At 71.2% G+C, this 22859-nt stretch carries 17 protein-coding genes and 1 pseudogene; 14 read left to right on the forward strand and 4 right to left on the reverse strand.

Annotated elements, in window-relative coordinates; all coding sequences use genetic code 11:
- From G5C60_RS29265 to G5C60_RS29275, 3 genes and pseudogenes are all read right to left on the reverse strand, one after another.
- Positions 1 to 287: pseudogene (locus G5C60_RS29265) on the reverse strand (ketoacyl-ACP synthase III); the annotation flags it as partial.
- Complete coding sequence (locus G5C60_RS29270; protein ID WP_165263934.1) at positions 284 to 2017, reverse strand: CoA-transferase; 1734 nt, start codon at positions 2015 to 2017, stop codon at positions 284 to 286. The pseudogene G5C60_RS29265 and the gene G5C60_RS29270, both read right to left, overlap by 4 nt.
- Positions 2014 to 3306, reverse strand: a complete 1293-nt coding sequence (locus tag G5C60_RS29275) for a beta-ketoacyl-[acyl-carrier-protein] synthase family protein (RefSeq protein ID WP_165263935.1) — start codon at positions 3304 to 3306, stop codon at positions 2014 to 2016. Before G5C60_RS29275 ends, G5C60_RS29270 begins: the two co-directional genes overlap by 4 nt.
- 224 nt (positions 3307 to 3530) lie before the next feature.
- Here G5C60_RS29275 and G5C60_RS29280 point away from each other — a divergent pair, with 224 nt between their 5' ends.
- From G5C60_RS29280 to G5C60_RS29330, 11 genes are all read left to right on the forward strand, one after another.
- Positions 3531 to 4718, forward strand: a complete 1188-nt coding sequence (locus G5C60_RS29280; RefSeq protein WP_165263936.1) for a thiolase family protein — start codon at positions 3531 to 3533, stop codon at positions 4716 to 4718.
- Positions 4719 to 4767: 49 nt separating this feature from the next.
- On the forward strand, positions 4768 to 5214 hold the full coding sequence (locus G5C60_RS29285; RefSeq protein WP_165263937.1) for a Zn-ribbon domain-containing OB-fold protein: 447 nt from the start codon (positions 4768 to 4770) through the stop codon (positions 5212 to 5214).
- Complete coding sequence (locus tag G5C60_RS29290) at positions 5211 to 6320, forward strand: hypothetical protein (protein WP_165263938.1); 1110 nt, start codon at positions 5211 to 5213, stop codon at positions 6318 to 6320. Before G5C60_RS29285 ends, G5C60_RS29290 begins: the two co-directional genes overlap by 4 nt.
- Positions 6317 to 7051 (forward strand): SDR family NAD(P)-dependent oxidoreductase, encoded by a 735-nt coding sequence (locus G5C60_RS29295; RefSeq protein ID WP_165263939.1) that lies wholly within the window; start codon positions 6317 to 6319, stop codon positions 7049 to 7051. The genes G5C60_RS29290 and G5C60_RS29295 overlap by 4 nt, the downstream gene beginning before the upstream one ends.
- A gap of 67 nt (positions 7052 to 7118) precedes the next feature.
- The gene (locus G5C60_RS29300) at positions 7119 to 8708 is read left to right on the forward strand and encodes an AMP-binding protein (protein ID WP_165263940.1); all 1590 of its coding nucleotides are present in this window, start codon (positions 7119 to 7121) and stop codon (positions 8706 to 8708) included.
- The gene (locus tag G5C60_RS29305) at positions 8705 to 10420 is read left to right on the forward strand and encodes a CocE/NonD family hydrolase (RefSeq protein ID WP_165263941.1); all 1716 of its coding nucleotides are present in this window, start codon (positions 8705 to 8707) and stop codon (positions 10418 to 10420) included. Before G5C60_RS29300 ends, G5C60_RS29305 begins: the two co-directional genes overlap by 4 nt.
- A 128-nt stretch (positions 10421 to 10548) precedes the next feature.
- A complete protein-coding gene (locus tag G5C60_RS29310; RefSeq protein ID WP_165263942.1) occupies positions 10549 to 11460 on the forward strand; it encodes an esterase/lipase family protein in 912 nt (303 codons plus the stop codon).
- Between the two features lie 155 nt (positions 11461 to 11615).
- Positions 11616 to 12860, forward strand: a complete 1245-nt coding sequence (locus tag G5C60_RS29315) for an ABC transporter substrate-binding protein (protein ID WP_165263943.1) — start codon at positions 11616 to 11618, stop codon at positions 12858 to 12860.
- Positions 12857 to 13735, forward strand: coding sequence for a branched-chain amino acid ABC transporter permease (locus G5C60_RS29320; protein WP_165263944.1), 879 nt, complete (start codon positions 12857 to 12859; stop codon positions 13733 to 13735). The genes G5C60_RS29315 and G5C60_RS29320 overlap by 4 nt, the downstream gene beginning before the upstream one ends.
- A complete protein-coding gene (locus G5C60_RS29325; RefSeq protein WP_165263945.1) occupies positions 13728 to 15611 on the forward strand; it encodes an ABC transporter permease subunit in 1884 nt (627 codons plus the stop codon). Before G5C60_RS29320 ends, G5C60_RS29325 begins: the two co-directional genes overlap by 8 nt.
- Positions 15595 to 16341, forward strand: a complete 747-nt coding sequence (locus G5C60_RS29330; RefSeq protein ID WP_165263946.1) for an ABC transporter ATP-binding protein — start codon at positions 15595 to 15597, stop codon at positions 16339 to 16341. The genes G5C60_RS29325 and G5C60_RS29330 overlap by 17 nt, the downstream gene beginning before the upstream one ends.
- Here the strand turns inward: G5C60_RS29330 and G5C60_RS29335 are convergent.
- On the reverse strand, positions 16311 to 16982 hold the full coding sequence (locus G5C60_RS29335; RefSeq protein ID WP_165263947.1) for a TetR/AcrR family transcriptional regulator: 672 nt from the start codon (positions 16980 to 16982) through the stop codon (positions 16311 to 16313). The genes G5C60_RS29330 and G5C60_RS29335 overlap by 31 nt on opposite strands.
- A gap of 224 nt (positions 16983 to 17206) precedes the next feature.
- Here G5C60_RS29335 and G5C60_RS29340 point away from each other — a divergent pair, with 224 nt between their 5' ends.
- The 3 genes from G5C60_RS29340 (at position 17207) to G5C60_RS29350 (ending at position 22800) form a co-directional block, all read left to right on the forward strand.
- Positions 17207 to 18250, forward strand: a complete 1044-nt coding sequence (locus tag G5C60_RS29340; protein ID WP_165263948.1) for an amidohydrolase family protein — start codon at positions 17207 to 17209, stop codon at positions 18248 to 18250.
- Between the two features lie 234 nt (positions 18251 to 18484).
- Entirely contained in the window at positions 18485 to 21367 is a 2883-nt protein-coding gene (locus G5C60_RS29345) for a glycosyl hydrolase 115 family protein (protein WP_165263949.1), read from the forward strand.
- Between the two features lie 221 nt (positions 21368 to 21588).
- Positions 21589 to 22800, forward strand: a complete 1212-nt coding sequence (locus G5C60_RS29350) for a right-handed parallel beta-helix repeat-containing protein (protein ID WP_338145962.1) — start codon at positions 21589 to 21591, stop codon at positions 22798 to 22800.
- The last annotated feature ends 59 nt before the right edge of the window (positions 22801 to 22859 follow it).

Genomic DNA, 22859 nt, shown 5'->3' on the forward strand with positions numbered 1-22859 from the left:
GGGTTGACGCGGGGGCGGGCGGTGGCGCTGGTGCCCAGGATGACGTCGACGTCGCCGGGCTCCAGGCCCGCGTCGCCGAGCGCCTGGCGTGCCGCGCGCTCGGCCATGTCCACGTGGCGTTCGCCCTCGGGAGCGTAGTGCCGGGCGGCGACCCCGGTGTGGCGCATGATCCAGGCGTCGTCGACGCCCAGTTCGGGCCTGCTGGTGAAGTGGTCGTTGCGGACCGGCTCCCCGGGGAAGTCGTGGCCGGTCCCGGCGAGCAGTACGGGAGGGGTGGTGAGCGTCACCGGTAGATCCCTTCGGGGTCGATCGAGCGCAGCATGGCCAGTTCCCCGGCGGTCGGGGGTTCCTCGTGCGGCAGCGGGTCGGCGATCTTCACCTGCCACCCGGTGCGGGCGAGTACGGTCTCGGCGGGGCTCGTCGTGGCGTCGAGCGTCGGCGGCGGTGCCCAGGTGGCGAGCGTGAAAGGCTCGGCGCCCTCCGCCCGCTCGAAGGAGCCGAACTCGGCCACCACGCGGCTGACATGGTGGCCCGGGCTGGTGACGAAGCCGACCGCGTCGGGGTAGCGGAGCGGCGATGCGGGCGCCACCACGATCGTCTCCACATGACTGGCCACGTCGTTGGCGCCGCCCGAGCCCACCAGGAAGCGGCCGCCGACGGTGCGGCTGGTGTTGATACGTCCCTGCTGGTCGACCTGGGCGGCGGAGAGCACGCCGAGCGTGCGGGCGGCGCCGCCCGCGACGAGCCCGCCGAGGACGTCCCAAGACCCCGCGTACTGACGGCAGTCGAGCACGTGCCGCTGTGAGAAGAGGAAGCTGTCGCCGTCCTGCGGGGCGAAGTCGACCATGCCGAGCTCGTTGACGAGCTGCGGCTCGATGCCCTCGTCGCGCAGCATCCGCGCGGCCAGCCAACTGGCCACGTGCGCCGCGCCGATGCCCGCGAGCACGGTTCGGTGGCCCCGGGTGCGGATGGTGCGAGCGATGGTGCGGGCCGCCAGCACGAGGTGGTGCTCGCGGTCGCCGGGCGGCGCGACGGACTCTGCCGTACGGATCTGCCGTGTCGGCTCGAACGCCCTTGAGGCGAGGGAGAGTTGGGCCAGTCGCGGGTCTCCCAGCCGCGCCAGGTATCCGTCGTGGCCGCCCGCGTCCGTCACCCAGCGGTGGAACCACGCGTTCGCGTCGGCGGGCTCCGCGCAGGCGTCCGCGAGGTCGGCGAGGAAGGCGTAGTCGTCCAGATAGCCGGCCGCCTTGGCGCCGCGCATCGGCGAGAGGCCCTGCGGGTGGGCGCCGTACGGGCAGACGGCCAGCGCGCGCACCCGTTCGGCCGGGATCTGGCAGACCGCGTCGGCGGGTGGCTCGGCGCACCTCGTCTCGACCGTGGCCAGCACCCCGTGGCGTGCCGCCAGGGCACCCCACCAGCCCTCGCCGACCGGCCCGGAGAGGTAGAGATTCCCCCGCTCGTCGGCGCACTGGGCGTGCAGCAGCGTCATGTCGGGACGCAGCGCGGGCAGCAGTACGGCCGCCGCGCCGTCCTTCTCGGCTCCGTACTCGGTTCCGTGCTCAGTTCCGTACGGCACGGTCACGAGCGGCGGGTGCCCCTGGGGCAGATCGGAGCCATGCAGGGAGGTGCTGACCGCGGCCGGTGCGCCCGTGGCCCCCGCGATCAGCCGTTGCAGCAGGGAGAGCAGGCTCCACTCCTCCACCGGGAACGGATCGCCCTCGGGGAGCCGGGCGTACAGCCGGTTGGGGCGGGACGTCGGGATCGTGTCGCCCGCGAAGCCGATGACGGCACGCTCGACCACACCGGCCATGGTCAGCGCGTGCACCCCGGCGTGCAGGGCGTTCACACTGAACTCGAACCGGCCGCCGCTGCCGCCGAAGACCCGGGCGAGGGCCAGTACGAGCGCGTTGGGGCGGGACATGGTGGAGGCGATGTGCACCCGCATTCCCGGGATCAGATGGCGGCGGCACAACTCGTCGGGGTCCGCGAGGATCTCGGGGCTTCGCGGAGCCGTCATGCGGCGGCCTCCAGGACCAGCGCGGAGCTCTGGCTGCCGATGGCGAAGGCCAGGGACATCGCCAGGCGGGGCCGGCCGGGACGGGCGCCCTCGGTGACGTGGTCGTGGTCGCACTCCGGTTCCACGGCCTCGCAGTTGATCGTCGGGACCAGGCACTGCCGCTTGAGCATCAGGGCGAGTGCGGCGCAGTTCAACAGGCCCGCGGCGCCCAGCAGATGGCCGTACACGGGCTTGATGGAGCCGAGCGGTGCCCAGTCGGAGCGGCGGGGTCCGTAGAGGTGGCTGAGGGCCCGGCTCTCGGCGAGGTCGTTGTAGCGGGTCGCGGTGCCGTGGCCGCAGATGTAGTCCAGCTCCCCCGCCGTGGCGCCGATGGCGTCGAGGGTCTCGGCCATCAGCTGTGCCGTGCTCTTTCCGGTGAGGTCCATCCGGGTCGCGTGGGCCGCCTCGCTGACGCTGTGGACGGAGCGCAGTGCCGCGTAGACCTGTGCGCGGCGGGCCTCGGCGTGCGACGCCCGTTCCAGTACGGCGACGACGGCGCCCTCGCCCAGCGCGAAGCCGTCTCTGCGGATGTCGTAGGGCTTGATCGCCCGCTTGGGGTCGGTGTCCCGGGAGAGGACGCTGGTGCCGGAGGCCGAGTAGACCTGCAACACCTCGGGGACGAGCGGCAGTTCGTGTCCGACGACGAACATGACGTCGGCGGCGCCGCGGCGGATCTCCTGCGCGGCGAGGGCGAGTGCCTGGTGACCGCCCACGCACGCGTTGCTGACGGTCGAGACGAGCCCTTGGGCGCCCAGCCGTACGGCGCTGAGGGACGCCGGGGTCCCGGCGAGCGAGGCGAAGACCGCCTGGGCCGTCGAGACCGGGGGCCTGGCCTGGTCCCAGACCGCGCCCGAGGCGGTCTGGGACCACCACTCGACGGGTCCGCGGGAGCACGACGCGACCACCCCCGTACGCGGCGGGTCGAGGGCTCCGTCGTCCCCGAACGCGGCGTCGCGGACGGCGTTCTGCACCGCCGACAGGACGACGAGGATCTCCCGGCTGTACCGCTTGGCGAAGTTGTCCGGCAGGTCGGGCAGGTAGGGCGCGTGGTCGAAGTCGTCCAGCCGGCCGGCGCTGTGGATCCCCGTGCTGCCCGAGATCACCGGCGGCAGGTTGCTGAGCTGGGATTCGCCCTGGCTCAGGTGCCGCCACACACCTTCGGGGGTGTCGGCGCCCGGCAGGACGAAGCCGAGTCCGGTGATGACCACGTCCTCGAACGCCGTGCCGGTCACGCGGTCGCTGCGCGACATGGGGCCTCCCTGTCAACGATGAATGCTCACGGGTGAGTTGCCTGAACGGGCTCCTCACCAGGACATCTCCTCGCGCCCTGCCGGGACAGGCGCGTGGGGTACCCCTCTGGCCGTGGTGCCGGGACCCCGGGTACCGGCGAAACCTCGTGCGCGGTCCCTTGACAGCTCGTTCGCCATCCCCGACGTTAATGAACATTCATTTATCCAAGTCAGATGGCTTGCACATGGATGGAACGGGAGTTGTCATCGCCGGTGCCGGTGTCACCCGGCACGGCTTCTTCGCCGCGCGCGACTGGAAGGACCTGGTCGTCGAAGCGGCCTACGCGGCGCTCGATGACGCGGGCATCGCGCCCGGCGAGGTGAGCGCCGGCTTCGTCTCGGTGTCCCTTCCGGAGACCTTCGAGCAGCAGAATCTCGGCGCGATCGCCGCCGACGAACTCGGCCTGGCACCAGCCGCGTTCAGCCAGGTCGGGGCGGCCTGCGCGGGAGGCACCGTGGCGCTGCGCAACGGCGTGGCGGCGGTCGCCTCGAGGGCCGCGCGGGCCGTGCTGGTGATCGGCGTGGAGAAGCAGTCGGACGCGGCGTCGACCGCCGACTCGATGCTGCACTTCCCCGACGCCGAGTACGAGGCTCCGGCCGGCTTCGACTACGTGGACCTGATGGCGCTGATGCACGACCGCTACGCCCGCAAGTACGGCGCCTCGCACGAGGCGATCGCGCAGTGGGTGGTGCAGGACCGCTGGTACGCACAGCGCAATCCGAAGGCGATCGACTACGGGCGGGCCACCCTCACCGTCGCCGAAGTGCTGGACAGCCCGGTGGTGTCCCGGCCCATCACCCGGGCCGCCTGCGGCCGGGCCTGCGACGGTGCCTCGGCGGTCGTGCTGATGGGCGCGGCCGATGCACCGGCGCGCTGCGAGCCGGTCGAGATCGCGGGCATCGCGCAGGCCACCGGGCCCAATGGGCTGGCCGCCAAGTTCGGCCATCCCGCCTCCGGCGGTACCGACATCGCCGAGGCGGTGCCCACCGCGGTGGCCGCCAAGGACGCCTACGCGCAGGCGGGCATCGAGCCGCAGCATGTCCGCCTCGCCCAAGTGCACGACTGCTTCAGCGTGATGGGGCCGCTGCACATGGAGGGTCTTGGCATCTTCCCGCCCGGCAAGGCCGCCGCGGCGGTGGCCGACGGCGAGACCGCGCCGGACGGCCGCTGCCCGGCCAACACCGACGGCGGCCGGATCGGCCTCGGCCATCCCACGGGGGCCACCGGCGTCAGCATCGCCGTGGAGTCCGCGATGCAGTTGCGCGGTCGCTGCGGCGACCGTCAGGTGCCGGACGCGGACATCGCGGTCTGCCAGTCCATGGGCGGCTCCAACTCCACCAGCGCGGTCGCCGTGCTGCGCCTGCCCCGCTGACCACACCCGACCCGATGAGCCCTGACCCGAGAGGAGGGGACGACACGTCATGTGGTCCCCCACAGAGCCGGTCTACCGCATAGCGACCCCGACCACCGCCAAGGCGTGGCGTTCGCGCGACGGACGCTATCGGCTGGCCGGAAACCGTTGCGCGGGCTGCGCGCTGACCTTCTTCCCCAAGCGGCGGGTGTGCCCCACGTGCCATTCCAGGACGCTGACCGAGACGGTCATGGCCCCCTACGGCCGGGTGGTCGGCACGGCGGAGGACCAGACCCCGCTGATCGGCCACACCGGACGCGGCAGCAGGCCCTTCGCGATCGTGGCGCTGGAGGACGGTCCGCACATCCTCACCGAACTCGTCGACACCGACGCCGAGGGCGGCCCAGGCGCGGTGACCGAGGGTACGGAGGTCGAGCTGGTCGTCCGCAAGTGGCGTCGTGAGGCCGCCGGTCCCTATCAGTACGGCTACAAGTTCCGGCCGCGGAGGGCACGATGAGCCCCGGCACGAACGGCGCCGGTGTCTCCGGGAGCGGCGTCGGCATCTCCGCGATCGGCGTGGCCCTGCCCGCCGGGCGGCTCTCGGTCGCCGAGATCCACGAGGTGTGGGGCAATGTGCCGCTGGAGGTGCTGCGCCGCGGGGGTGTGACGCACCGCGGCGTGTGCGACCCCGACGCGGACGCCGTCACGCTGGCGGCCGAGGCCACGAGCGTCGCCCTGCGCGGGCTGAACGGGCTGCACGGGTTGAGCGAGGCCGAACACCCGCCGCCCGGCGCGGTGTTCTTCGGCTCGCAGACCGGCCCGTATCTCACCAAGGCGAACGCCGCGCTGCTGGTGGACATGGCCGGGCTGCCGCGGTCCGTCTTCGCCGCCGATGTGCAGTTCTCCGGCAAGTCCGGTACGGCCGCGCTGCTGTGCGCGCTGGCGTGGGTCAGGGCCGGCCTCGCCGACGCGGCGCTGGCCGTCGGCGCGGACACGCTCGGGCCGCATATCGCGCCCGGCGACCCCCACGAGTACACCGCGGGCTCCGGCGCCGCCTCGGTCCTCGTCACCCGGGACGCCGCACTGGCCACGGTGACCGCCACCGGCTCGGCCACCTCCGACACCAACGACGGGTTCCGTACCGACGGCGAGCGGCACATCCGCACCGGCGGCGCGGTGATGGCCGCCACCGACGTCGGGCTCCTCGACCACTGCGCCACCGCCTGGCAGCAGGTCGACGCGGCGCCCGCGTCGGTGCGTTTCCTCGCGGGCCCGCAGCCCGACGCGGTCACCCCGCTCCGGCTGGCCAGGCGTCTCGGGCTGCCCGAGAAGTGCGCCGCCCCGTGCGTCGTCGCGCACGGCATCGGTGATGTGGGCGCGGCCGGGCCGCTGCTCGGCCTTGCCAGGGCGCTGGAGCTGGCCGAGCCCGGCGACCGGCTCGCGTTGATCGGTTACGGCTGCGGAGCGGGCAGCGACGCGCTGCTGATGACCGTGCGGGCGGCGGCCACGGACACCGGGCTCGCGGAGGCGCTCGCGGTGCGGCGGCCCGTCGGCTATGCGACGGCGAGCAGGTACGAGAGGCACTTCCAAGGTCTGGACCGACTCGTGGGGAGCTACGAATGAACGGGCTGTTCAAGGGACGTACGGCGCTGGTCACCGGCGGGGGCAGGGGCATCGGCGCGGCGATCGTCACCCGGCTCGCCGACGAGGGAGCGACCGTCGCGGTCAACGACATCGACCAGGAGGCCGCCGAGCGCGTCGCGGCCTCGGTGGGCGGGCTCGCCGTGCCGGCCGATATCGCGGACCTGGACCGGGTGAGCGAAGTGGTGGACATCGTCGAGGAACAGCTCGGCGGGCTCGACGTACTGGTGAACAACGCGGGCATCGGCTACCGGGGGACCATCGAGGAGCACACCCCGAAGATCTGGAACCGGGTGCTGTCCGTCAACCTGTACGCGCCCTTTCTGCTCTCGCGACGCGCCGCCCCCGTGCTGGCCCGTGGCGGCGGCGCGGTCGTCAACCTCTGCTCGGTGGCGATGATCGGCATCTCCGGGCAGGTGGCGTACGACGTGTCCAAGGGCGGTCTCGCCACGCTCACCCGCTCCCTCGCGGCCGAGCTGGGCCCTGTGGGCGTGCGCGCCAACGCCGTCTGCCCCGGCTTCATCGACACCCCCATGCTCAGCGCGGCCGAGGACCTCACACGGGCCGGCGAGAAACACGTACGCACGCAGCCGATCCGCAGGTTCGGCACGCCGCAGGAGGTGGCCGCGGCCGTGGCCTGGCTGGCGTCCTCCGAGGCCGGCTATGTGACGGGCCAGTGCCTGTTCGTGGACGGCGGATGGGTGCGGTCATGAGCGCGTCCTCCGACTCGCCTTCGAACCGGTCCTCCTCGAACTCGGGCTTGAGCGCGGAGGAGCGGCGATGACCGAGATCCTGGCGATGGACGACCCACGGGTGCCGGACGCCGCATCCTGCACGGTCGGCGGGCTGCTCGCCGCCCGCGCGGCCGAGCACCCCGACCGGGTCTTCGCCGTGTTCGCCGACGGCAGCAGCTGGACGTACCGCGAGACCTACGAGCGCTCCCTCGGCGCCGCGGCCGTACTCGCGACACGCGGCGTGCGGCCGGGTGACCGGGTCGTCTCCTGGCTGCCCAACGGCCCCGAAGCACTGCTGGCCTGGTTCGGCTCCAATCTCGCGGGGGCCGTCCACACACCCGTCAACACCGCTTTCCGGGGCCGGGTCCTCGAGCACGTGCTCACCAACGCGGGGCCCGGCGTGATCGTCGCGCACCCGGAGCTGGGGCCGCGTCTCGACGAGATCGACCCGGGTGACGTACGTCCGACGGTCATCGGACCCGGTCAACTCCACGGTCTGCCGGGCGGGTTCGAGCCCGTCGCCGCCCAGCCGTGGGACACGTTCGGGATCATCTACACCTCGGGGACGACCGGACCGTCCAAGGGCGTGCTGTGCTCGTACGTCCACCACTACTCCGCGTGCGTCGCCGCCTTCGCCGGCCGGCTCGGCGAGGAGGACCGCTATCTCGTCCAGCTTCCGCTCTTCCACGCGGGAGGAACGCTCGGGGTGTACGCGGCGCTGCTGCTCGGCAGTTCGGTCGCGGTGGTCGACTCCTTCGCCACCGAGAAGTTCTGGAATGTCGTACGCACCCATCGCATCACCTGCTGCACGCTGCTGGGCGTCATGGCGTCCTTCCTGCTCAAGCGGCCGGCGTCGGCGGCGGACACCGGGCACCCGCTGAAGTGGGTGTGGCTGATCCCGTTGGGCGACGACGGCACGGAGCTCGCCGGCCGCTTCGGCATCGACGTCCACACGCTGTTCAACATGACCGAGACGTCCGTCCCGTTGGTCTCCGGGCCCGCGCCGAAGGCGAGCGGGCTCTGCGGACGGCCGCGCCCCGGTGTCGAGATCCGGGTGGTCGACGCCCACGACCGTCAGGTGCCGTGCGGTGAGGTCGGTGAGCTGGTGCTGCGCGCCGACCGGCCCTGGTCGCTGTCCCACGGCTATCACGGGATGCCGGAGGCGACGGCGGCCGCGTGGCGCAACGGCTGGTTCCACACCGGCGACGCGGTGCGTCAGGACGCCGAGGGCCAGGTGTACTTCGTCGACCGGATGAAGGACGCGATCCGCCGCCGCGGCGAGAACATCTCGTCCTTCGAGGTCGAGGCGGAGGCCATGACCCACCCCGCGGTGCGGGAGGCGGCCGCGGTGGCCGTGCCGAGCGAGCACGGCGAGGACGAGGTGCTCCTTGCGGTCGCTCCCGTGCCGGGCCGCACCGTCGACCCCGCCGAAGTGATCACGTATCTGATTCCGCGGATGGCCCACTTCATGGTGCCGCGGTTCGTCCGCGTCCTGGCCGAGCTGCCCAAGACCCCCACCTCGAAGGTGCGCAAGCACCTGCTGCGTACGGAGGGCGTGGTCGCGGGGACCTGGGACCGGCAGGCCGCGGGTCTCGAGGTCAAGCGCGCGTCCCTGGGAAGGAGCCGACTCCCATGAGCCTGCCGGGACCGCACCAGGTGGAGATCGTCGAACGCGATGTGCCGGCCGCGATGCGCGACGGTGTCGTCCTGCGCGCCGACGTCCGGCACCCGGCGGGCGAGGACCCGACGCCCGCGCTGCTGTACCGCGCCCCGTACGACAAGCGGCGGATGGCGGCCCTGGACGTGCTGCCCGCCGCGGCGGCGGTGGAGGCCGGCTACACGGTCGTACTCCAGGACAGCCGGGGCCGGTTCGCCTCGGACGGCGAGTGGCAGCCGATCATGTGGCGGCAGGAGGCGCTGGACACCTACGACACCGTGGAGTGGATAGCGGGCCAGCCGTGGTGCGACGGCAACATCGGCATGGTGGGGCCGTCCTACCTCGGCATCGTGCAGTGGGTCGGCGCCATGCAGCAGCCTCCGCATCTGCGGGCCATCGCCCCGGCCATGTGCACGGTCGGCGACTACGACGCCCGCGCCACCGGCGGAGCGCTGCGCCTGGACCAACTGGTCAGCTGGGCCGTGGTGTTGATGGCACCGGACTGGCTGCGGCGCCGCCTGGCGGCCGGCGATCCGCCGCCGCGCAAGACCGTCGAGACGATCGCCGAGTACGCACAGCACCCCCGGCGCGCGATGGAGCGGCTCCCGCTGACCGACGTACTCGACCTCGAGGAGTTCCCGCCGCTGCTTCGCGACGTCCTCGCGGGCAGGGTCGAGGTCCCGGACGCCCGGATCGACCGGGTACGGATTCCCACACTGTCGGTGAGCGGCTGGTACGACCTCTACTCCAACGCCACCATCGGCCTCCACCAGGACATGGCGGCCCGCGACGGGCACCACCACCTGATCATGGGGTGCTGGGCGCACCTCGGCTCACTCCTCTCGGTGCAGGGTGAAGTGAACTTCGGGCCGGCCGCGGCAGCGCACTTCGGCGGGCTGCCCGAGATGCATCTGGCGTTCTTCGACCGCTATCTGCGGGACGAGGGCGAGCGTCTGCCACGCGTTCGGTACTTCCTCATGGGTGCGCGGGAGTGGCGTTCGGCGCGGCGCTGGCCCCCGCCCGAGGCCGTGAACCGGCGCTGGTATCTGCGGCACGGCGGCACTCTGGGCCCGCCGCCGCAGGACGACGAGCCCACCGCTCACTACCGCTACGACCCGGCCGACCCCGTGCCCACCCACGGCGGACGCGTGCTCAACCTGGGCGACCTCGTGCCCGGGCCACTGGCCCAGAACCACCTCGAACAGCGTCCCGACGTGCTGAGCTACACCTCGGACGCGCTGCCGGAGGCCGTCGATCTGGCCGGCCCCGCCTGGCTGGTCCTGTCCGCCGAGAGCAGCGCGCCCGACACCGACTTCACCGGCAAGCTCCTCGACGTCCACCCCGACGGCCGGGCGCTCCTCGTCGCCGACGGCATCGTGCGGGCCCGCCACCGCGAGGGCATGGACGCCGAGCGGCCGCTGGAGCCGGGCACCGTCCACGAGTTCTTCCTCGATCTGGGGCACACGGCCTGGCGCCTTGAGCCGGGGCACCGGCTGCGGGTGCATGTGTCCAGCAGCAACTTCCCCCAGTTCGACCGGAACCTCAACACCGGCGGCCCCGTCGGCGAGGAAAGCGTTCCCGTGGTCGCCGAGCAGACCGTCCATCACAGTGCCGGGCACCCCTCGTGGCTCGATGTGACGGTCCTGCCCACTCCCCCCTCAGAAACAGAAGGTGGCGCGGAACCCGCCTGACGGACGAGCACGCGCGCTCCCGCACCCCCTCCCCCCACACGTCGGAAGGGCCCACAGGCCCCTCCGTCGGTCGAACACGGCATATCGCCGAGCCGGGACCCTGCTCGGCCGCAGAGAAGGAGCCGCACTTGTCCGTCCACTTCGTTCCACGCACCGGTCGATCGAGAGTGATCACGCTGCTGGTCAGCCTGATCGCGATCGCCGCGATGGTGCTGACCAACCCCCTGTCCGCCCACTCGGACCCCCGGGACCAGGCTCGTACCCCCCAGTCCGACGAGCCGTCCGCCCCGCCGCTGCCGCCGGGAGTCAACAACTGGCTCTGCAAGCCGAGTCCGAAGCACCCCGAACCCGTGGTGCTGTTGCACGGACTCTTCGCCACGGCGGAACTCAACTGGCCGTACTTCGCACCCGAACTGGACAAGGCGGGGTACTGCGTCTTCGCCCCGACCTACGGAACCTCGAACGGGGAGCAGCCGCTGCCCGCCATGGCACGGATGGAGGAGTCCGCTAAGGAACTCAAACGCTACGTCGACCGCGTCAAGCTCGCGACCGGCGCCAAGAAGGTCGACCTGATCGGACACAGTGCGGGCGGGCTGATGCCCCGGCAGTACCTGCGCTTCGAGGGTGGAGCCGCGCACGTCGACGACTTCGTCGCGCTCGGCCCTCCCAACCACGGGACCACGTTCAAGTCCGCCTTCGAGATGCTGCCCCAGTGGGTGTCGGACGCGATCTGCCCGTCCTGTCTGCAGTACAGCGACGGCTCGGAGTTCCTCGCGCAGCTCAACAAGGACCATGAGGTGGAGCCCGGCGTCAGCTACACCACCATCAGCAGCAAGCTCGACGAACTCATCCTGCCCTACACGAGCGCCCGCCTGCAGGGCGATTCCGGCCAGGTCACGAACATCACGGTGCAGGACAAGTGCCCGATGAGCGTCATCGACCACTACGGGCTCGCCCTGGACGCGGTCCCGCTCCAGTGGGCGGTGAACGCGCTGGACCGGCCGGGTCCGGCCGACCCGGCGTTCACACCCACCTGCTGACCCGGAGGGATGAACGACCGCTTTCCCTGCCCCGCCCCTTCCCGCGGGACGGAAGGGGCGGGGCCCGGGAAGCGCCCCGAGCACCCTCCATCGCCTCGAACCCCCTCGATGTCTCACCCGGACATCCCCGTACGACCTCGCTTGGGAGACCCGCCATGAAACTGTCACGTCGCGAACTGTTGCGCAGTACCGGCCGGTTCGGCCTGGCCGCCGGAGTGGCGCTGGGCACGGCTCCCGCACTTGCCGCCTGCGGTGGCTCCGGCAGCGCCGGAGAATCCGATCGGAGCCGGCTCGGCTGGATCCAGCCCAAGACGGGCGCACTGGCAGCCGCGTACAAACCGGCCTACGCCGCTGCCCGGCTGGCCGTGCAGGAGATCAACGCGGCGGGCGGGCTGCGGGGCGAGCCGGTCACCTTGCTGGAAGAGGACGACGAGGGCAAGCCCGGCACCCAACCGACCGTCGCCCGGCGGCTGTTGCGCAAGGAGCCGCAGTTCGTGCTCGGCCCCACGGGCAGCTCTCAGGCCGTGGCCTCGGTCAGCGCCCTGGAGCGCGGCCCCGTGCTCCAGTCCGCCTGGGGTGTGGCCGACACACTCGGCGACGGCAGGCGCTTCCCGTTCCACTACCAACTCGTCTTCAACACCCGGCAGCAGGCGACGGCAGTGGCGCGCTACCTCTTCGAGTCGCGCGGGGTGCGCGAGATCGGGCTGCTGGTGGAGAACTCGGAGTACGGCGACTCCATCCGCCGCGCCTTCTCGTCCGTACTCATGGACAACTACCGCACCAAGGCGGTGTCTCTCCAGGTCTTCACCCCGGGCACGCTCGACATGGCGCCGTTCGTGAAGAAGCTGGACCGGGACGGCGCCAAGGCGGTCGGGCTGTTCAGCGGGCAGCCCCAGACCTCGGTCCTCACGCTGAAGGCCATGACCGCGACGGGCTACGCCCCGCTGACCGTGTCCCATGAACTCAGCTACATCGACGCGTACGACGCCGTCCCCCAGGAACTCATGGAGCGGTTCTACACGACCACCTACGCGGCCTTCAGCTATCCGAAGGGCAGTTCGCCACCCACCGGCCGGGCGCGGGAGTACGCGGGGAAGATCCTGGCCGAACCGTCCGCCGCCGGGCTGGAGTTCACCGCGGCCACCTCGCCGTACTACGACTTCCTGATGCTGCTGGCCGAGGTCGTCGAGCGGGAGAAGACGCTCGCCCCGGACAAACTCAAGAACGCCTTCGACAAGGTGACGGGCTATCAGGGGACCCGCGGAAAGATCTCCTTCACGTCAGAGCGGCACACCGGCATCGACGACGACACCCTCGTCGTCGCCAGTCTGCGCTCCGCCAAGGACAAGGCGTCGATGGGCGGCATCTTCCGGGAACTGGCGCCGGGCAGCCGGGCATGATCAACGACGTCCTGGTGCCGGGGCTGGTCTTCGGCAGTCTCTACGGGCTGGTCGCCCTGGGCCTCACCGTGTTCTACCGGCCGACCCATGTGCTCAACTTCGCGCAGGGCGATCTGGTCATGCTGGGCGCGATGACCATGGCGGCGGTCACCGCGGGCACCGCGCTGCCCTGGCCGGTCACCGCCGTGGGGGTCGCCGCGGCCGTCGCGGCCGTGGCACTGGTCGAGGAACGGGTGGCCGTCGCTCCCGTGCTGCGGCGCACGGCGCACGGCGTCGGCTGGGTGATCACGACGCTCGCCTTCTCCCTCGTCGTCAACCAGCTGATCGGCAGGCTGTGGACCGACGAGCCGCGCGAGGTCGCCCCACCCGCACCGCTGTCCCTGGACACCCTCACCGTGGCCGGAGTGCGGTTCAACAGCTATCAACTGGCCGTCGTGCTGGTCGCGTCGGCCGTGGTCGTCGCGCTGGAGCTGCACTCGCGTACCCGCACGGGGTGCGCCGTCCGGGCCGTGGCGGTCGACCGGGACGCCGCCCGGCTGCGCGGCATCGATCCCGGAAGGCTGCGTCGCCGGGCCTTTCTGCTCGGCGGGGCACTGGCCGGGCTGACCGGCGTGCTCGCGGCGCCGCTCACGCTGGCGTCGGTGACGATGGGCTTCGGGCTGCTCGTCAAGGGCTTCTTCGCGGCCGTGGTCGGCGGGATCGGCGACTTTCGCGGGGCGCTGCTGGGCGGCTGGATCGTCGGCGTCATCGAGGCGTCGGGGGCCAACTACGTCTCGCCCGGACTGCAGACCACGGTGCTGTTCGCCGTCACGCTGGCCATCCTCATGGTCCGCCCGGAGGGGCTCCGCAGGAGCGGGGTGGAGCGCCGTGTCTGACCGCACGTCACGCCCCACGCCACGCCGTACGTCACGAGGGCCGGGCGCACTCTCGGCACCTGCCGCGCGGGCTCTCGTCCTCGCCGCCCCGCTCGCCCTGGCCGCCGCGCTTCCGCTGCTCGTGCGGGACACGTACGTCCTGCATGTGGCCACCGTGGTCGGCATCTACACGCTCATCGCCATGGGGCTCAACGTGCTGTTCGGCTACACCGGGCAGGTGTCGCTCGGCCACGGCGCCCTCGTGGCCGTCGGCGCCTATACGGCCGCCGTGCTCACCGTCGACCACGGCTGGTCGTTCTGGGCTGCCGCCCCACTGGCCACGGCGGTGGCCAGTGGGGTCGGCGGGCTGATGGCCCTGCCCGCGCTGCGGCTGTCCTCCTGGCATCTCGCGCTGATCACCCTCGCCTTCGCCATGGTGGTCAACAGCCTGCTGACGGAACTGCGGGATCTCACCGGCGGCTTCGCCGGCATCCTAGGTATCCCGCTCCCCGAACTGAACGGCGTCCCGCTCACCGAGCAGGAGCTGTACTGGCTGGTGCTGGCCCTGGTCCTGCTGGCCGCCGTGCTGATCTCGAACGTCCTGCGCTCCCGGATCGGGCGCGCACTCGTCGGCGTACGCGACGCACCTGACGCCGTACGGACGGTGGGGGCCTCGCCCGTACGCCTCAAGGTGTTCGCGTTCTGCCTCAGCGCCGCGCTCGCCGGTCTCGGCGGCGCGCTGCTGGCGACCACGCGCGGCCTGGTGACCCCGGACGACTTCCCCATCGAGTTCTCGCTGTTCTTCCTGCTGGTCGTCATCATCGGCGGCGCCGGGCGGATGAGCGGCCCGTTCATCGGCACGCTGGCGTTCTTCGTGGTCCCCGAGGTGCTGGACGAGCTGGCGGAGTGGCGGCTGTTGATCTACGCCGTCGCGCTGCTCGTGCTGATCGCCTACGCGCCGCACGGTATCGCCGGGGCGTGGGCGGAGCACTGGCCTAGGCTGGCCGGGCGGCTGGCCGCTTTGAACCGGTTCGGCTCCGGGGCGGGGCACCGGGATGCACCGCCACCCGCCGTCGCCGAGCACCGCCTTCCCGTGGCCTGCCACCCCAAAGGCGGTCTCCGGCTGCGGACCGTGGATCTGCGGCGTTCCTTCGGCGGCGTACGGGCCTTGAACGGCGTGGAGTTGGCGGCGGCGCCGGGCACGATCCACGCGGTGGTCGGCCCGAACGGTTCCGGCAAGACCACCCTGCTCAACACCGTGACGGGGCTGGTGCGGCCGGATCACGGACAGGTGCTGCTCGACGAGGCCGAGGTCGGCCGCCGTGCCACCGAAAGGATCGCCCGGCTCGGCGTCGGACGTACCTTCCAGACTCCCCTGCTGCTGCCCGGGCTCAGCGCGCTGGAGAACGTGCTGCTCGGCGCGTACGCCCGTGAACAGGCCACCGTCGTCGAATGCGCGCTCACACTCCCCCGCGCCCGGCGCGGCTCCCGTGCGCTGCGCGAAGAGGCCCTGGGCTGCCTGGACTTCGTGGGTCTGACCGCGCTCGCGGACACCCCGGCCGGGGTCCTGCCGCACGGGAACCAGCGGCTGCTGGAGATCGCCCGTGCGCTGATGGCCCATCCCCGGCTGCTGCTCATGGACGAGCCGGCCGCCGGTCTCTCGCACACCGAACTGGCCGCCCTCGACCGGCTGTTGCGGGAGCTCAGGAGCCGGGATCTGACGGTGGTGCTGGTGGAGCACCACATCGAGCTGGTGGCGGGCATCGCCGACCAGGTCACCGTCCTGGACGCGGGGAGCACGCTGGTGTCCGCCGAACCGTCCGTGGCACTCCGGGACGACCGGGTGCTCAAGGCGTATCTGGGGAGTGGGGCGAGCAGCCATGTCCAAGAGTTCTGAACCGCCTCTGCTGCGGCTGTCCGGGCTGCACTCCGGTTACGGCCCCGTTCCCGTCGTACGCGATGTGACGCTCTCGGTGCACGAGGGCGAGATCTGCGCCCTGCTCGGCGCCAACGGAGCGGGCAAGTCCACGCTGCTGCGCACGATCTCCGGGCTGCTGAAACCGACGGCGGGCACGGTGCGGTTCGACGGCGCCGACATCACCGGAGGCAGGCCGGAGGCGATCAGCATGCGCGGTCTCGTCCAAGTACCGGAGGGGCGTCGTGTCTTTCGCGGCCTCACCGTGCGCGAGAACCTCGAACTCGGGCTGTGGAAGCGGAAGTTGGCCCCGGCAGAGGAGCAGGAACGCCTGGCCCGGGTGTTCGGCCTGTTTCCCGTACTCGAGAAGCGGCTGGGCGCACGGGCCGAGGTGCTCAGCGGGGGTGAGCAGCAGATGCTGGCCATCGGCCAGGCGTTGCTCGCAGGCCCTCGGATGCTGCTGATCGACGAACCGTCCCTCGGCCTCGCGCCGGTCGCCGTCGACCGGGTCCTTGCGACCGTGAGCGAGCTGCGCGGTACGGGACTGACCGTGCTGCTCGTCGACCAGGCGGTGGAACGGGCCCTCGAACTGGCCGACCGCGCCTATGTCATGCGGGCCGGCCGGATCGTCAGCGAGGGCCCGGCGGCAGACCTGCGCGACGGACCGCGGCTGCGGCATGCCTACCTGGGCACGCTCGCGGACACCGACTGAATCTCGGCATGAGTGACTCCGGCCGCCTGCAGCACGAGGACTCCGTACTGTTCGGCGATCTCCTCGGCACTGAGCCTGCCCTCGGGGCGGAACCAGAGCCCGGCGTGAATACACAGGTCCAGCATCGCCTTTGCGGTGACCGGGATGTCCGCGGGCCGGTCGTCCGGAAGCGACAGACGGAATACGCCGCGCTCTCGCCCCTGTTCCAGCATGCGCTCGAATTCCCGCCTGATCCGGCGCTCGCTGTCACCCACCTCGGTGGCCTGCGGCAGGGGCAGACGCGCAGACTCGGATCGGGTGACCACCGCCTCCATGCGATATGTGGTGTGGAATTCGGTCATTGTTCTGGCCGCCTCCCACAGTTCACGCGCCGGTTCCCCGCCTCCGCGCCGAACGGCCGCCGCCAGCTGCCTCTCCAATTCGGCACAGGTCCGCGAGGCAATCGAATACAGGAGTTCTTCCTTGGACCTGAAGTGGTTGTACAGCGCCCCCGGAGTCATTCCCACTGCCGCCAGAATTTCCCGAACACTCGTGGTCCCGTATCCCCGCCGGTAGAAAAGCTCGGCGGCGACCGTCTCTATCTGCCGCCGCGTGCTCCCCCCGGACGGCGAAGCGAAGGATTCCTCGGTCGACATGGCCATGGAGTGATTCCCGGTCTGTGATGGCGGCCACCCCGCAATGCCGCGAAGACGGCAATTGACGGCGGTAAATGAGTGTTCAGGAACCACCTTACGGCCTCCTCCCCAAGGGGGGTGGCCCAGGCGGCAAAACGGTACCCCGGGTACTGGGAAGTCGAGCACTCCCGCCGGGAGGCTCACAGAGCGAATCGGGCGCGTACAGGCCGCGCCCGGGACCGGAGCTGACATTGACACTCGACGACAGGACCGCGACGGACGGTACGAGCGTCCGCCTGAGCGCCATCGACATGTGTGCCCTGGTGTACGACCGGGAGTGCTGGGGCGCGTACTTCCGCGATCTGGGCGGCCAGGCGCCCGCGTATCTGCGCGCCTTCGGACGCCATATGGCCACCGTTTTCGGCGCGGACTTCACGCTCTACCGCCGGCACCTGAACGCCGGTGACCTGGACGCAGCGATCGAGATCCTGGTCGCCCACCAGCCCGCCGAGCTCGACGTGGCGGCCCATCTGCGCGCCATGGACGCGGAGGGCATCGCGTACCAGGTGCTGATGGGGTCCAGCGCCAGGCTCCCGGACGGCGGATGCGTGAACGAGCGCGTGGCGGCCTTCGCCGCTCGCGCCCCCGACCGCATGCAGGCCTGGGCGGGCCTGAACCTCAGCGATCCGCACGCGGCGCTCGAGGAACTCGAACGCTGCCACGCGCTGGGCATGCGCGGGGTGACCGTCATCGCGTTCCGCGACGGTGTCGAGCCGCAACTCCCGTACTACGACGCGGTGTTCACGGCCGCCGAGCGGCTGGGGCTGCCGGTCTGGCTGCACACCGGCCACCACCTCTGCACGAGCCGCCCGAACGAACTGTCGCACCCGAGAATCATCGACGTCCTCGCGGGCCGCCACCCGGGGCTCAGGATCGTCGCGGGGCACGGCGGCTGGCCCTGGATGCCGGAGATGATCTCGGTGGCCCAGCGGCACCCCAACGTCCGGGTGGAGTTCTCCACCCACCGCCCGAGCTGGATGGCCCAGCCCGGTTCGGGGTGGGAACCCCTGCTGCTGTACGGGCGCGGCACCCTGCGCCGCAAGGTCATGTTCGGTACCGCGACCTGGGTCCACTCGGTGTCCCCCCGCACCCTCATCCAGGAAGTGGCCGACCTCGGCCTCGGCCCCTCGGTCACGCACGACTGGCTGCGCGGCAACGCGGCACGCCTGCTCGGGCTCGAGGACGGTGAGGTGCGTACGCCGAAGACCGCCGCGCCCACGGCCGCGCAACCGTGACCGAGCCGCACGAGCATGCCGCCGGGATCTGGACGGCCTGGTCGAGCCTGACTTAGGGTTCGGGACAGTAAGCGCTTTCTGTCCTGGTCATGCCAACGCCTGGAGAGGTACTGCCTCGTGCCGCACAACGAGCCGCACAGACCCTCGCACAACGAGCCGCACAGCCGGTCACAGCACAGCAAGTCACAGCACAGACAGTCGCAGTCGTGGACCCGCAAATCGTTCCTTCGGGGAATGGCGGCCGCGGGGGTGGCCCCGTTCCTCCCCGGCGTGCTTCCCGCAACCGCCCATGCCGCGCCATCGGACCGGTCCGGCTTCCCCTTGGTCGGCGACGGCGCCGCCGTCGACCTGTTCGTGGACTCGGCGGACGACCCCGCCGTCGTCCGCGCGGCCGGTGACCTGCAGTCGGACGTGGAGCGGGTCAGCGGGGTGCGGCCACGGCTGGTGCACACCGTGCCGGAGAAGGCCGAGCACCTGGTCCTCGTGGGCACCATCGGCGCGAGCCCGGTCATCGACAGGCTCATCGCGGAGAAGCGCCTGGACACCTCCCGGGTGAAGGGCCGCTGGGAGGCGTCGGTGACCCAGGTCGTGGACCGTCCGCTGCCCGGCGTGAAGCGCGCCCTGGTGATCGCCGGGAGCGACCGGCGCGGCACCGTCTACGGCATCTACGACACCTCGGAACGGATCGGCGTCTCGCCCTGGTACTGGTGGGCCGACGTGCCCGTCGAGCGCCGCGACACCCTGACGGTTCCGGCAGGTCCCCTCAAGCGGTACGAGCCGTCGGTCCGTTACCGGGGCATCTTCATCAACGACGAGCAGAACCTCACCACTTGGTCCCACCGCACGCAGGAGCCCGACAAGAACATCGGCCCCGAGACGTACAAGCGGGTCTTCGAGTTACTTCTCCGCCTCAAGGCCAACTACTTGTGGCCGGCCATGCACCCGTACTCCGACTTCTTCAACAAGCACCGCGAGAACCCGGAGCTGGCCGACCGCTACGGCATCGTGGTCGGCTCCAGCCACCCGGAGGCCGTGCTGCGCAACGGCGTGCACGAGTGGGAGCCCTGGGCCGAGGAGCACCGGGGCGCGGACGGCAGCCTTCCGGTGTACGACTACACGGTGAACCCCGGTGTCATCTCCGACTACTGGCGGGCGCGGGCACGGCAGAACGCCGCGTACGAGAGCAGTTGGACGCTCGGCATGCGCGGTCTGCACGACAGCGCGCTGGAGACCCGCCACGCCACCACGATTCCGGAGAAGGTCGTGGTGATGAACGACATCATCGCGGACCAGCGCCGGATCCTGGCCGAGGAGGTCGGTGCCTCGGTCACGCCGCAGATCTTCATCCCGTACAAGGAGGTCCTGGAGCTGTACAACGCGGGTGTCCAGGTTCCCGACGACGTCACCCTGATCTGGCCGGACGACAACCACGGCAATATGCGCCAGCTGCCGGACGAGGCGGAGCGGCGGCGCGCGGGCGGCAACGGGATCTACTACCACCTCTCCTACTGGGGCCGTCCCAGAAGCTATCTCTGGCTCGACACCACGCAGTTGAGCAAGGTGTGGCAGGAACTGCGCCGGGTCTACGACCACCGGGCCGACCGGATGTGGATCTTCAATGTCGGCGACATCAAGTCGATCGAGACCGGGCTGTCGTTCTGTATGGACATGGCCTGGGATGTCGACCGCTGGGGCCCGGACAACGTCGAGGAGTTCCTGGTCGAGTGGGCCGGGCGGCAGTTCGGGCGGCGCCACGGCGGGGAGATCGCCGCCATCCGTACGGAGTACTACCGCCTGGCGGCCGAGCGGCGTCCGGAGTTCATCGACCGGAGCGTCTTCTCGACGGTCCAGCACGGCGATGAGGCGGGCCGTCGGCTGGCCGCGTACGAAAGCCTGCTGGAGCGCGCCCGGACGCTCGGCGCCAAGCTGCCCGAGGCCTACCGTGACGCCTTCTACGAGCTGGTCGAATACCCCGTCCACGGCGCGTACTTGATGAACGCGAAGTACTACTGGGCGGACCGCAACGCTCTCGCCGTCCGCCAGGGCCGGGGAGCCGGCGTGAACCGCTTCGCGGACCTGGCCGAGGCCGCCCACGCCGAGGAACAGGCGATCACCAATCGCTACAACACCGAGATCGCCGGCGGCAAATGGGACGGGATCGTCAACCCGTACCCCTCCCAGATTCCGAAGGCGCCCGGCCGGCCCACCGTGTCCAGGGTCGCGGCGCAGGACACGTCGGGGCTGGGAGTGGCGGCCGAGGGGAACGAGACCGGGACGGACCGGCCGCTGTCCTTCTCCTCCTACACCCGGGAGCGGCGCTTCGCCGATGTCTTCAACACGGGTTTCCAGGCGTTCGACTGGAGCGCGACCGCGAGCCGTCCGTGGGTCCGGCTGAGCGTGCCGGGCGGCACGATGACCGACCAGACGCGGGTGTGGGTGGAGATCGACTGGGAGCGGGTGCCCGAGGGCTCGCACGAGGCGACGGTGACCTTCACCGGTGCCGGCCGGAGCATCGACGTACCCCTGCGGGTGCGGGCCGACGGGGAACGGGTGCGTCGGCGGGCTCGTGGCTATGTCGAGGCGCATGGATACGTCTCGATCGTCGCCGCCCACTTCGACGGCCGGGTGGCGCGCGGCGGCGCAAACTGGCGGGCCGTGCGAGGTCTTGGCCGGCACGATGCCGCGGTGGAAGCGGTGCCGTCGACCGCGTCGCCCGTCACCGGGGACCACGCCACGCGGGCGCCGGAGCTGCGGTACCGGGTGCGGTTCGCCGGGACCGGCACGTTCCCGGTGACCGTCTTCCGCCTCCCGTCCCTCGACGAGCGGGGGCATCGCCGGGTGGCCGTCGGCCTCGACGACGGTCCGGTCACCGTCCTGTCGGGCCAGTCCGTCGCCACCGGCAACCGGGGCGATGCCTGGGCCCGCAACGTGGAGGAGGGCATCGAGAAACTGACCGGAGCGGTAGCTGTCACCGAACCCGGTGAGCACGTCCTGCGCCTCTTCATGGTCGATCCCGCGATCGCCGTGGACCAGATCGTCATCGACACCGGCGGGCTCCCCGGCAGTTACCTCGCACCACCGGAGAGCTTTCACGGCTCCCACAATCCGGGGGACTAGGCGGACTTGCCGAAGTCATTGACGTGGTCACACCCGCCCCTTACGGTCTGACCGGCTTGCCGAACTCCGTTCGAAATACCGGTCAGACGACTCGTACCTCAAGGGAGCGAGCGGGTGTGTCGGTCCCTGAGCCGCGGCAACTTTCCGCGGTCGGGCGACCACAGATCCGCGACAGCCGTCCGAACAGGGAAGAGGGAAGCCTTATGCGCAAAGTCGGTTTATTGACCGGGTTGGTCGTGCTGGGTGCCGTGGTGCCCACCACGATGGCGACAGCTATGGCGACGGCAACGGCCGGGGAGGGATCGGCCGCCGCCACCCCCACCATCGTGGTGGCCGTGAACGGCGACGACTCCGCTCCCGGCACGCTCGCGCGTCCGCTGCGCACCGTCCAGAAGGCCGTGGACAAGGCGCGGCCCGGTGACGTCATCGCCGTCCGCGGCGGTACGTACGGGATGACCGACAACATCACCATCACCACCTCGGGCACCGCAGCGCAGCCGATCTCCCTGGAGGCGTACCAGGGTGAGCGGGTCGTCGTCGACGGGGAGCAGCTGCCCGCCAGCCACACGCCCGTCGGCGGCAGCATCCCGCGCCCGGAGCGCGGCGCCATCCACCAGGAGGCCTCCTACTGGCGGATCTCCGGCCTGGAGATCGTGAACGGTCCGTACGGCGTCTACTGCGACGGCTGCAACAACAACGTCTTCTCCGGCCTGCGCACCCACGACAACTACGAGTCGGGCTTCCAGCTGCAGGGCGCCTCCAGCAACAACCAGATCCTGAACCTGGACAGTTACGGCAACCGCGACCCGCGCAAGAACGGTGAGAGCGCGGACGGGCTCGCCATCAAGGAGGGCAGCGGGAGCGGCAACGTGGTGCGGGGCGCGCGGCTGTGGAACAACGTCGACGACGGTTTCGACGCCTGGAAGTTCACCTCCGCGATCCTCATCGAGGACACGATCGCGTACGGCAACGGCTTCAACCGCTGGAACTTCCCCGACTTCGCGGGAGACGGCAACGGCTTCAAGATGGGCGGCGGGGATCCCGTCCCGTCGGTCGCCCACACCCTGCGCAACAGCGTCTCGTTCAAGAACGCCAAGCACGGCATCACCGACAACGGCAACCCCGGTGCTCTCGCGCTGAGCCGCAACTCCACCTTCGGTAACGCCGGTACGGGCTTCGACGCCGACGGGTCGGGATCGCGCGCCGTACTCACCGGCAACCTGTCCGTCGCGGACGGGCGGGCCGTCGCTGTCGGCTCGGGCACCGTCGCCACCGGCAACTCATGGAATCTGGACGGCAGTTGGGGCGAGTCGTCCGTCCAGAGCACGAACTCGGGCGCGATCACGGGGCCGCGCGACGCCGACGGCTCCCTGCCGTCCGCCGCGGGCTTCCTCGTCCCGCGCAACGGCACGGCGGTCGGGGCGCGCCTGTGAACTGACCGTTCCGAACGGCCCGTTCCAGAGGCCCCGAACACGACGTAGGGCCCATGGGA

The organism is Streptomyces scabichelini (genome assembly GCF_011045015.1).
Lineage (GTDB): Bacteria > Actinomycetota > Actinomycetes > Streptomycetales > Streptomycetaceae > Streptomyces > Streptomyces scabichelini.

Bases quoted from the DNA above. Each gene is read 5' to 3' on its own strand.
- G5C60_RS29270 (WP_165263934.1), bottom strand. From the start codon at position 2,017: ATGACGGCTCCGCGAAGCCCCGAGATCCTCGCGGACCCCGACGAGTTG.
- G5C60_RS29275 (WP_165263935.1), bottom strand. From the start codon at position 3,306: ATGTCGCGCAGCGACCGCGTGACCGGCACGGCGTTCGAGGACGTGGTC.
- G5C60_RS29280 (WP_165263936.1), top strand. From the start codon at position 3,531: ATGGATGGAACGGGAGTTGTCATCGCCGGTGCCGGTGTCACCCGGCAC.
- G5C60_RS29285 (WP_165263937.1), top strand. From the start codon at position 4,768: ATGTGGTCCCCCACAGAGCCGGTCTACCGCATAGCGACCCCGACCACC.
- G5C60_RS29290 (WP_165263938.1), top strand. From the start codon at position 5,211: ATGAGCCCCGGCACGAACGGCGCCGGTGTCTCCGGGAGCGGCGTCGGC.
- G5C60_RS29295 (WP_165263939.1), top strand. From the start codon at position 6,317: ATGAACGGGCTGTTCAAGGGACGTACGGCGCTGGTCACCGGCGGGGGC.
- G5C60_RS29300 (WP_165263940.1), top strand. From the start codon at position 7,119: ATGACCGAGATCCTGGCGATGGACGACCCACGGGTGCCGGACGCCGCA.
- G5C60_RS29305 (WP_165263941.1), top strand. From the start codon at position 8,705: ATGAGCCTGCCGGGACCGCACCAGGTGGAGATCGTCGAACGCGATGTG.
- G5C60_RS29315 (WP_165263943.1), top strand. From the start codon at position 11,616: ATGAAACTGTCACGTCGCGAACTGTTGCGCAGTACCGGCCGGTTCGGC.
- G5C60_RS29320 (WP_165263944.1), top strand. From the start codon at position 12,857: ATGATCAACGACGTCCTGGTGCCGGGGCTGGTCTTCGGCAGTCTCTAC.
- G5C60_RS29330 (WP_165263946.1), top strand. From the start codon at position 15,595: ATGTCCAAGAGTTCTGAACCGCCTCTGCTGCGGCTGTCCGGGCTGCAC.
- G5C60_RS29335 (WP_165263947.1), bottom strand. From the start codon at position 16,982: ATGGCCATGTCGACCGAGGAATCCTTCGCTTCGCCGTCCGGGGGGAGC.
- G5C60_RS29345 (WP_165263949.1), top strand. From the start codon at position 18,485: ATGGCGGCCGCGGGGGTGGCCCCGTTCCTCCCCGGCGTGCTTCCCGCA.